The organism is Ralstonia sp. RL, from assembly GCF_001683835.1.
Lineage (GTDB): Bacteria > Pseudomonadota > Gammaproteobacteria > Burkholderiales > Burkholderiaceae > Ralstonia > Ralstonia mannitolilytica.
Window position 1 is genome coordinate 59,648 of sequence record NZ_LWRX01000207.1, and the last position, 9,362, is coordinate 69,009.

The 9,362-nt window shown below is 66.5% G+C and carries 10 protein-coding genes and 1 riboswitch; of the genes, 5 read left to right on the forward strand and 5 right to left on the reverse strand.

The genetic code is table 11. The annotated features are described in order from the left end of the window. Positions 1-2: 2 nt before the first annotated feature. The 5 genes from A6M56_RS19555 to A6M56_RS19575 all read right to left on the reverse strand — a co-directional run bounded on the left by A6M56_RS19555 (position 3) and on the right by A6M56_RS19575 (position 4,064). Positions 3-437 (reverse strand): TfoX/Sxy family protein, encoded by a 435-nt coding sequence (locus A6M56_RS19555; protein WP_045785397.1) that lies wholly within the window; start codon positions 435-437, stop codon positions 3-5. Beyond that, positions 438-1,268, reverse strand: coding sequence for a methylenetetrahydrofolate reductase [NAD(P)H] (gene metF / locus A6M56_RS19560; RefSeq protein ID WP_045785396.1), 831 nt, complete (start codon positions 1,266-1,268; stop codon positions 438-440). Positions 1,269-1,275: 7 nt separating this feature from the next. After that, positions 1,276-1,620 carry a phage holin family protein gene (locus A6M56_RS19565; RefSeq protein ID WP_045785395.1) on the reverse strand — a complete coding sequence of 115 codons (345 nt, stop codon included), beginning with the start codon at positions 1,618-1,620 and terminating at the stop codon, positions 1,276-1,278. Between the two features lie 54 nt (positions 1,621-1,674). Next, the gene (gene ahcY, locus A6M56_RS19570) at positions 1,675-3,099 is read right to left on the reverse strand and encodes an adenosylhomocysteinase (protein WP_102080475.1); all 1,425 of its coding nucleotides are present in this window, start codon (positions 3,097-3,099) and stop codon (positions 1,675-1,677) included. A gap of 97 nt (positions 3,100-3,196) precedes the next feature. Beyond that, positions 3,197-3,272: riboswitch (S-adenosyl-L-homocysteine riboswitch) on the reverse strand. Between the two features lie 42 nt (positions 3,273-3,314). Then, complete coding sequence (locus A6M56_RS19575; RefSeq protein WP_045785393.1) at positions 3,315-4,064, reverse strand: AAA family ATPase; 750 nt, start codon at positions 4,062-4,064, stop codon at positions 3,315-3,317. A 177-nt stretch (positions 4,065-4,241) separates the two neighbouring features. Here A6M56_RS19575 and A6M56_RS19580 point away from each other — a divergent pair, with 177 nt between their 5' ends. From A6M56_RS19580 to A6M56_RS19600, 5 genes are all read left to right on the forward strand, one after another. Next, positions 4,242-5,714, forward strand: coding sequence for an alkaline phosphatase (locus tag A6M56_RS19580; protein ID WP_045785392.1), 1,473 nt, complete (start codon positions 4,242-4,244; stop codon positions 5,712-5,714). A 17-nt stretch (positions 5,715-5,731) separates the two neighbouring features. Next, positions 5,732-7,126, forward strand: a complete 1,395-nt coding sequence (locus A6M56_RS19585) for an alkaline phosphatase (RefSeq protein ID WP_045785391.1) — start codon at positions 5,732-5,734, stop codon at positions 7,124-7,126. A 98-nt stretch (positions 7,127-7,224) separates the two neighbouring features. Continuing rightward, positions 7,225-7,911 carry a hypothetical protein gene (locus A6M56_RS19590; RefSeq protein ID WP_045785390.1) on the forward strand — a complete coding sequence of 229 codons (687 nt, stop codon included), beginning with the start codon at positions 7,225-7,227 and terminating at the stop codon, positions 7,909-7,911. A 59-nt stretch (positions 7,912-7,970) separates the two neighbouring features. Next, positions 7,971-8,882 carry a bifunctional hydroxymethylpyrimidine kinase/phosphomethylpyrimidine kinase gene (gene thiD / locus A6M56_RS19595; protein ID WP_102080474.1) on the forward strand — a complete coding sequence of 304 codons (912 nt, stop codon included), beginning with the start codon at positions 7,971-7,973 and terminating at the stop codon, positions 8,880-8,882. A 17-nt stretch (positions 8,883-8,899) separates the two neighbouring features. Then, positions 8,900-9,262, forward strand: a complete 363-nt coding sequence (locus tag A6M56_RS19600; protein WP_102080473.1) for a DUF4369 domain-containing protein — start codon at positions 8,900-8,902, stop codon at positions 9,260-9,262. Positions 9,263-9,362: the final 100 nt, after the last annotated feature.

Sequence of the window (9,362 nt, forward strand, 5' to 3'; positions counted from 1 at the left end):
GCTCAGCGCTTGCGGGGAGTGCGCTTTGCGGCGACCTTCCTGGCCGCCGTTGTCGTGTTGCGCGCGCGCTTCGGCTTGGCGGCCTTGGCGTTTGCATCGCGCAACGCAGCTTCGATCGCCAGCCGCGCCCAGTCGCGCAGCGGCGGGCCGCCATCGAGCGCCTCGGCGGGCGCACTCAGGTAGCCTGTCATGGTGATGGTGCGGCCGCCGCGCTCGTAGCTGAACGGCGTGCAGTTTTCTGCGAGAAAGCGTTCGCGGGTGAGGCCGTCCACGCGCAGGTAGCACGTGCCGCGGATCACCAGCGCAAAGACGATGTCGTCGTAATACAGCGCGGCGCCACTGAACATGCGCCGCGCCCGGATCGCGCCGATCTGCGCGGCCAGCGGCTGGAGCTCATCCAGCAGCCACGCGATCAGCGGATCCGGCGCGGCCGCCATTCACAGCCCCAGGCGCTGCCAGATCGCCCGCGTGGCCGTCGCCGTGTTCAGCGTGTAGAAGTGCAGGCCCGGCGCGCCGCCTTGCAGCAGCCGGTCGCACATCGCCGTCACGACATCCAGGCCGAACGCGCGGATGGATTCGCGGTCGTCGCCAAAGCTTTCCAGCCGCTTGGCGATCCAGCGCGGCACCTCGGCGCCGCACATCTCGGAAAAGCGCATCAGTTGCGACGAGTTCGTGATGGGCATGATGCCCGGCACGATCGGCACATCCACGCCCACCTTGCGGGCGTCTTCCACGAACTGGAAGTACGCATCGGCGTTGAAGAAGTACTGCGTGATGGCGGAGTTCGCACCGGCCTTCACCTTGCGGGCGAAGTTGTCCAGATCGTGCCGGGGCGAGCGCGACTGCGGGTGGTATTCCGGGTACGCCGCCACCTCGATGTGGAACGTGTCGCCGGTTTCCTGGCGGATGAACTCGACCAATTCGTTGGCGAAGCGGAATTCACCGATCTCGCCCATGCCCGAGGGCATGTCGCCGCGCAGCGCGACGATGCGGCGGATGCCGTGTTCGCGGTACGTGTTCAGGATGCTGCGGATGTTCTCGCGCGACGAGCCCACGCACGACAGGTGCGGCGCGGCCTCGATGCCTTCGCGCTGGATTTCCACCACCGCGTCGAGCGTGCCCTGCTGCGTGGTACCGCCCGCGCCGAACGTCACGGAGATGAAGCGCGGCTTGAGCGGCGAGAGCTGCGCGCGCGTGTTGCGCAGCTTCTCGGCGCCTTCCGCCGTCTTGGGCGGGAAGAACTCAAAACTGAATTGACGATCTTGCATAACGGCTCTAAGCCTCGCGAAGCAGCAGGCTGGACAGCAGCCACGAGATCACGCTGTACAGGATGGAGCCCAGCAGCGCCGCGCCAAAACTGGCCACCTGGAAGCCCGCCAGCAGGTTGCCGACGAACAGGAACAGCAGCGCATTGATCACGAAGATGAAGAGCCCCAGCGTGAGCAGCGTCACGGGCAGCGTGAGGATCACGAGGATCGGGCGGATGAGCGTATTGACCAGACCCAGCACCAGCGCCGCAATCAGCGCGGAGCCGAAGCCGTTCACGTGGATGCCGGTGAGCAGATAGGCGACAAGGAGCAACGCCAGCGCGTTGATGATCCAGACAGCGAGCAGTCTCATGGAGCAGTCCTCGGTTGGAGAGCCGGCGGCCGGAATGCCGCCGGCGGGTACGGCTTAGTAACGATAGTGGTCAGCCTTGTACGGGCCTTCCTTCTTCACGCCGATGTACGCGGCCTGTTCGTCCGTCAGCTCGGTCAGTTGCGCATTCAGCTTCTTCAGTTGCAGGCGCGCGACCTTCTCGTCCAGGTGCTTGGGCAGCGTGTACACGCCCACCGGATACTTGTTCGAGCCCTTCTGCGCTTCCGTCCACAGCTCGATCTGCGCGATGGTCTGGTTGGCGAACGAGCTGCTCATCACGTACGACGGGTGGCCCGTGGCGCAACCCAGGTTCACCAGGCGGCCCTTGGCGAGGATGATGATCTTCTTGCCGTCCGGGAAGATCACGTGATCGACCTGCGGCTTGATCTCTTCCCACTGGTACTTCTCGATCGAGGCGATGTCGATCTCGTTGTCGAAGTGGCCGATGTTGCAGACGATGGCCTGGTCCTTCATCCGGGCCATGTGGTCGTGCGTGATGACGTGGTAGTTGCCTGTGCAGGTCACGAAGATGTCGCCGTGTTCGGCGGCGTAGTCCATGGTCACCACGCGGTAGCCTTCCATGGCGGCCTGCAGTGCGCAGATCGGGTCGATCTCGGTCACCCACACTTGCGCCGACAGCGCGCGCAGTGCCTGCGCCGAACCCTTGCCCACGTCGCCGTAGCCGGCCACGACGGCGATCTTGCCGGCGATCATCACGTCGGTCGCGCGCTTGATGCCGTCGACCAGCGATTCCCGGCAGCCGTACAGGTTGTCGAACTTGCTCTTGGTGACCGAATCGTTCACGTTGATGGCCGGGAAGCGCAGCTCGCCGCGCTGGGCCATCTGGTACAGGCGGTGCACGCCCGTGGTGGTTTCTTCGGTCACACCCTTGATGGCGTCGAGGTTGCGGCTGTAGAAGGTCGGGTCCTTGGACAGCTTTTCCTTGATGGCGGCAAACAGGAAGGTCTCTTCTTCGCTGGTCGGCTTGGCGATCACGGAGGCATCCTTCTCGGCCTTGGCACCCAGGTGCAGCAGCAGCGTCGCGTCGCCGCCGTCGTCCAGGATCATGTTCGGCGTGCCGCCGTCATGCCATTCAAAGATGCGGTGCGTGAAGTCCCAGTATTCCTTGAGCGACTCGCCCTTGAACGCGAACACCGGCGTGCCCGAGGCGGCAATCGCGGCGGCCGCGTGGTCCTGCGTCGAGAAGATGTTGCACGAGGCCCAGCGCACGTCGGCGCCGAGTGCCTTGAGCGTCTCGATCAGCACGGCGGTCTGGATCGTCATGTGCAGCGAGCCGGCGATGCGCGCGCCCTTGAGCGGCTGGCTGGCGGCAAATTCCTCGCGAATCGCCATCAGGCCGGGCATTTCGGTCTCGGCAATGGCGATTTCCTTGCGGCCCCAGTCGGCCAGCTTGATGTCGGCGACGAGGTAGTCGTGTTTCAGATCGGTGACAGCGTTCATTGGATCACTCCGGAAAAGATGGGTGACCGCACGCTGGGGAGACGGGGGAGCAGCAAACCTGCCCGGATGGATGCGTTCTCGCCATCGTGTAGCCACGATACTGCGAGCGCCGTTTGAACTTCCGAGCCTGGCGGTTGGGGCAGTGCCCACCCGTTGCAACGCTCCTCGGAATGGGCTGGATTGTAGCGGATTTGGGTAGCGGCCACCACGGCAGCTCAAGGCTCCAGCAGCATGTCGAGCATCCGTTGCGGATTCGCCAAAAAGTCACGCGTGACTTGGAAGTGCACGGTCTCTTCATAGGCGATGCGCCGGATGCCGTCACCGTCACATTGATAGATCCACGCGTCGGGATAGGCCATTAGGATCGGGGAGTGCGTGGCGATCACGAACTGGCTTTCTGCCTGCACCAGATCATGCAGGCGGGTGAGCACCGCCAGTTGCCGCTGCGGCGACAGCGCCGCCTCGGGTTCGTCGAGCAGGTACAGGCCGTTCGGGCCGAAGCGGTTCATCAGCAGCGCCAGGAATGACTCGCCATGCGATTGCGCGTGCAGCGACCGGCCGCCGTACGCGTCGATCACGCGACCGCCGAGGCCGGGTTCTTCGTCCATGCGCTGGATGTGGGTCGCCACGTTGAAGAAGCTCTCGGCGCGCAGGAAGAACTCGGTACGCGGCTTGCGAAAGCCGCGGGCGATGCGCAGATGCGCGTGCAGCTCGGAGTGCGAGGCATGCGTGCTGAAGTTGAAGTTGCGCGAGCCGCCCTCGGCGTTCAGGCCCATTGCCACGGCAATCGCTTCCATGAGCGTCGATTTGCCGGAGCCGTTCTCTCCCACGAGAAACGTCACCTTCGGATGCAGCTCCAGCGATTCGAGCGACCGCACGGCAGGCAGGCTAAAGGGATAGGTGTCGAACGACGCGACGGTGTCGCGCCGCAGCGTCACGTGGCTGACGAACTGGCGGGTGAGCATGGCGTGGGCGGGCAAATGGCAGACGCCGCATCGTATCGCGCTTAGCGCGGCGCATGCAGCACTGTCAATACGCTGTCACACGCCAACCTTGCGATCCGATTAAGGAGCGGCGCCCCCGCATCATGCCGCTGCCACACGGCGGCACCACAGTGCGCGGCATCGTTCAGGGAGCCAACGATGCACAACCAGAAATTCACGAAGTACGCCGCCGCCGCGGCAGCCGCACTGGCCGTCGCCGCGCTCGCGGCATGCGGCAGCGACGGCACGTCCACCACCGGCAGCGCCTCGCCGGACACCGGCACGCCAACCACGCCGGCCGGCCCGACCAAGAACGTCGTGTTCTTCCTCGGCGACGGCATGGGCCTGACCACCATGACCGCCGCCCGCATCTACAAGGTGGGCGAAGACGGCGAACTGACCATGGACACGCTGCCGGAAACCGGCTTCGTGCGCACGTATTCGAACAACGCGCAGGTGACCGATTCCGCGCCGTCGATGTCGGCCTACATGACCGGCGTGAAGATGAACAACGAGGTCATCTCGATGTCGCCGGACACGATGGCCTATGACGCGGGCGGCAAGGATTACATCTCGGGCGCCGACAGCACCTGCCCCAGCGGCAACGGCAAGCCCGTCACGACGCTGCTCGAACTGATGAAGGCGGCAGGCTACGGCACGGGCGTGGTCACCACCACGCGCATCACGCACGCCACGCCGGCCGCCACGTATTCGCACATCTGCCACCGCGACGGCGAGAACACCATCGCCGCGCAGCTCACGCCGGCCGGCAAGGGCTTCAACACTGCGCTGGGCGACGGCGTGGACGTCATCTTCGGCGGAGGCCGCAAGCATTTCCAGCCGACCACCGCAGGGGGCGCCCGCACCGACGGCCGCGACCTGATCGCCGAACTCAAGGCTGGCGGCTACCGCTATGCCAGCAACAAGGCCGAATTCGACACGCTGCAAGCCACCGACGGCAAGGTCGTGGGCCTGTTCACCAGCAGCCACATGTCGTACGACCTGGATCGTGACCCGAGCAAGGAACCGAGCCTGGGCGAGATGACCAACAAGGCCATCGACGTGCTCGCCGCCAAGAAGAAGGGCTTCTTCCTGATGGTGGAAGGCGGCCGCATCGACCACGCGCTGCACGAGACCACCGCACGCAAGGCGTTGCAGGACACGGTGGCGTTCGATTCCGCCATCCGCGGTGCGATCGACAAGCTCAACACGATCGACCCGGGCCTGAAGAACACGCTGATCGTCGTGACGGCTGACCACGACCACACGCTGGTGCTCAACGGCTACGCCAAGCGCACGGGCCCGACCAGCGACAGCAACCCCGGCGTGCTGGGTCTGCTCAAGAGCTACGTGAGCGGCAACAACGCGACCGACACGTCGGGCAACCCGTTCACGATCATCGGCTTCGGCACGGGCGAGAACCGCCCAGCCACGCGCGGCGCACTGACGGATGCCGCCGTGTACGACAAGAGCTACCACCAGGAAGCCGTGATCCCGGTGGCGCCGGGCGGCGAGACGCACGGCGGCACCGATGTCTTCATCGGCGCACGCGGCCTGGGCGCCGAGCGCTTCACGGGCGTGATGGACAACACCGAGGTCTTCGGCCTCATCAAGCAGGCCGTGGGTCTGTAAGCAGGAGAGGGCACATCATGAACACGCAATCGAACCGTATCGTGCGCGCCGCGCTGCTGGCGCTGGCAGCCGGTGCCTGCGCCCAGGCGCACGCCGCCGGCGAAGCCAAGAACGTGATCTTCTTCCTGGGCGACGGCATGGGCCCGACCACCGTCACTGCCACGCGCATCTACAAGGTGGGCGAGGCCGGCCGCCTGACGATGGAAACGCTCAAGCGCACGGCGCGCATCAAGACGTACTCCAACGATGCGCAGACCACCGACAGCGCACCGTCGATGTCGGCCTACATGACCGGCGTGAAGATGAACAACGAAGTCATCTCCATGTCGCAGGACACGAAGGCCAGCGATGCCACCGGCAAGGGCTACGTGAGCGGCGCCGACTCGACCTGCCCCGCAGGCAACGGCACGCCGGCCGTGACGCTGCTGGAGCTCGCCAAGGCGGCGGGCAAGTCCGTGGGCGCCGTCACCACCACCCGCCTGACGCACGCCACGCCAGCGGCCACGTACTCGCACATCTGCCACCGCGACGGCGAGAACCAGATCGCCGCGCAAGGCACGCCGGGCAACGCGCTGTACAACACCGCGCTCAAGGATGGCGTGGACGTGCTGCTGGGCGGCGGCCGCCGCCACTACGTGCCACAGACGACCGCCGGCAGCAAGCGCACCGACACGACCGACCTGATCGCGCAGTTCCAGACCGCGGGCTACAGCTACGTGTCCACCGGCACGCAGCTCGCCGCCGTTGACCCGGCCAGCACCAACAAGCTGCTCGGCCTGTTCAACATGGACCACATGAACTACGAGCTGGACCGCGTGAAGAAGGCCATCGACGAGCCCAGCCTGGCCGACATGACCGAGAAGGCCATCCGTGTGCTGCAGAAGAACGGCAAGGGCTACTTCCTGATGGTGGAAGGCGGCCGCATCGACCACGCGCTGCACGGCACCAACGCCAAGCGCGCGCTGGAAGACGCCGGCGCATTTGACGAAGCGATCAAGCGCGCGCTGTCGATTGCCGATCTGCAGAACACGCTGATCGTCGTGACCGCCGACCACGACCACACGATGACGATCAACGGCTACCCGCGCAAGGGCAACCCGATCCTGGGCGTCTCGAACGACATCAAGACCGGCCAGCCGCAACTGGCCGCCGACGGCCTGCCCTACACCACGCTCGTGTTCGGCAACGGCGGCACGCCGCGCAAGGCCACGCGCGACAACGTCGCCGCCATCGACACCACGGCGGACGACTACCTGCAGGAAGTGGGCGTGCAGCTCGGCACGCCCGGCTCGGAAACGCACGGCGGCGGGGATGTGATGCTGTTCTCCTCTGGTCCGGGCAGCGCACCGCTGAAGGGCACGCTGGACAACACGAAAGTGTTCGGCGTGGTCAAGACGGCCATGGGCCTCTGATTCCGGCGTTTCCATTGACGCGCATGCCGAGGCAATCGGCATGCGCTTTTTTCGTTTCCGTTTCCGCTCTCTTTCCCGTTTTCCCGTCCCCGAATCGCATGACCCGATCCGCCCGCCTCCTCCTTTCGCTCGCGCTTGCCGCGCTTGCTGGCACGGCGCACGCCGCCGGCCCGGCCACGCTGACCGCCCTGCGCGTCGAACATCAGATGTCGTCACTCGGCACCGACGGCATCCAGCGCGACGTCCGCTTTGCCGAGCGCGTCTATCGCCAGGGCAATCGCGTCTGGATCGCCCGCGAGCTGCCGCCCGCATCCGCCCACGCCGAGCATGACCACGCCAACGCCCACGCCGGCCACAAGCACGCCGACACCGACACCGCTGCGCGCTGGATCGAGCGCGACGCCAAGGGCGCGCTGACCGTGCGCGTGGTGAGCGAAGCCCAGCAGAAGAACTACGCCGTGGAACCATCGGAGTATTCAAACATCGGCTTCGACGGCTCCTGGGCCACGGCCTATCACCTGCTGGACCCGGCCGCGCTCAAGGGCATGCGTGCCGAAGGCCCCGTGCGCAACGGCGTGCAGACCTACCGCGCCACGCAGGGCGAGCGCACCGTCACGGTCGATTGGGACGTGGCCGGCCAGTACCCGCGTCGCGTGGAATCGCGCAATGCCACGGGCACGCAACGCAAGCTCACGCGCGTGACGCCGTTACCGGCGCCCGCCGCCCCGCCGTGGGAGCGCGCCCAGCGGTACGCCGCCGCCGACTACACGGACCTGATGGACTGACCCATCGGTCGGGGCGTGATAGCGCTATAGTGCGAACACCGCCAACGTTCGCGCCTGCCATGACGATCACCGACCCGACCCTCGCTGCGTTTGCCGCCCCTGCCTCGCACGTGCCGCGCGTGCTCACCATCGCCGGTTCGGACAGCGGCGGCGGTGCGGGCATCCAGGCTGACCTGAAGACGTTTGCCGCGCTCGGCTGCTACGGCATGTCGGCCATCACGGCCATCACCGCGCAGAACACGCTGGGCGTGACGGCGGTGGAATCGCTCACCCCGGACATCGTCGCCGCGCAGATCGACGCCGTGGCAAGCGACATTGGCGTCGATGCGGCCAAGACCGGCATGCTCGGCACGCCGCAGGTGGTGGAAGCCATTCTCTCCGCGCTGGACCGCCACCCGATCGCCAACCTCGTCGTCGATCCGGTCATGGTCAGCACCAGCGGCGCGCAGCTCGGCAGCGACGCCACGGTGCAGGCGATGGCGAAGTGGCTCTTCCCGCGCGCGTTGGTCGTCACGCCAAACCTGCCGGAAGCCAGCGCGCTGCTCGGCCGCGAGGTGCGCACTGCCGACGACATGCTGCCCGCCGCGCGCGACCTGCTGGCGCTTGGGCCGCGCGCCGTGCTGCTCAAGGGCGGGCACCTGAGCGCCGCGTCCAATGCAGGCGAAGACGGCGTGCTGCAAGACGTGCTCGTCACCGCCGACGGCACCGAGCGCGTCTACGCGCATACCTACATCGACACGCCGCACACGCACGGCACGGGCTGCACGCTGTCCGCCGCCATTGCCGCCCACCTGGCGCGCGGCGATGCGCTGGAAGTGGCCATCGAAGCCTCGCTCGATTACCTGTTGCATGCCATCGGTGCCGGCCGCCATCTGGCGCTCGGGAAAGGCGCCGGCCCGCTGAACCACGGCTTTGCACCGCGTCCGCTGGCGGCACCGCGTGCGCTGGCCCTGGATGTCGACGAAGACTGATGCCCAGGACCGCCGACATGGAACGCTTGCTCCCCTCGCGCATTCGCCCGCTGCTTGCCGCTGCCGCGCTGTGCGGGCTGCTGGCCGCCTGCAACGTCGGCTATGTCGGCGTCGGGTCCATCGGCAGTGACTTCTCGGTGGGCGGCACGGTGAGCGGGCTGCCAGTCGGCCAGCCGGTCGTGCTGCTCAACAACGGCCGCGATTCGCTGACGATCGCCAGCAACGGCACCTTCGTGTTTGGCGGGCTGCTCCCGTACAACAGCAGCTATCTGGTGACGATCAGCACGCAGCCCGCATCTGCCGACTGCGTGGTGACGAATGGCAGCGGCACGGTCAATGGCGATGTGAACAATGTGCTGGTGACGTGTCAGGCGCGCTGAACCTGTCTCGTACCGGGCTCATTGAACGTTGGCTTGATTGCCGTCGGTCCGCTCCCCAAACCAAGCCCAGTACGCCCGGTTCTCGCCTCGTGCGCGCGGC

Bases quoted from the DNA above. Each gene is read 5' to 3' on its own strand.
- A6M56_RS19575 (WP_045785393.1), bottom strand. From the start codon at position 4,064: ATGCTCACCCGCCAGTTCGTCAGCCACGTGACGCTGCGGCGCGACACC.
- A6M56_RS19580 (WP_045785392.1), top strand. From the start codon at position 4,242: ATGCACAACCAGAAATTCACGAAGTACGCCGCCGCCGCGGCAGCCGCA.
- A6M56_RS19585 (WP_045785391.1), top strand. From the start codon at position 5,732: ATGAACACGCAATCGAACCGTATCGTGCGCGCCGCGCTGCTGGCGCTG.
- A6M56_RS19600 (WP_102080473.1), top strand. From the start codon at position 8,900: ATGGAACGCTTGCTCCCCTCGCGCATTCGCCCGCTGCTTGCCGCTGCC.
- ahcY (WP_102080475.1), bottom strand. From the start codon at position 3,099: ATGAACGCTGTCACCGATCTGAAACACGACTACCTCGTCGCCGACATC.
- A6M56_RS19590 (WP_045785390.1), top strand. From the start codon at position 7,225: ATGACCCGATCCGCCCGCCTCCTCCTTTCGCTCGCGCTTGCCGCGCTT.
- metF (WP_045785396.1), bottom strand. From the start codon at position 1,268: ATGCAAGATCGTCAATTCAGTTTTGAGTTCTTCCCGCCCAAGACGGCG.
- A6M56_RS19565 (WP_045785395.1), bottom strand. From the start codon at position 1,620: ATGAGACTGCTCGCTGTCTGGATCATCAACGCGCTGGCGTTGCTCCTT.
- A6M56_RS19555 (WP_045785397.1), bottom strand. From the start codon at position 437: ATGGCGGCCGCGCCGGATCCGCTGATCGCGTGGCTGCTGGATGAGCTC.
- thiD (WP_102080474.1), top strand. From the start codon at position 7,971: ATGACGATCACCGACCCGACCCTCGCTGCGTTTGCCGCCCCTGCCTCG.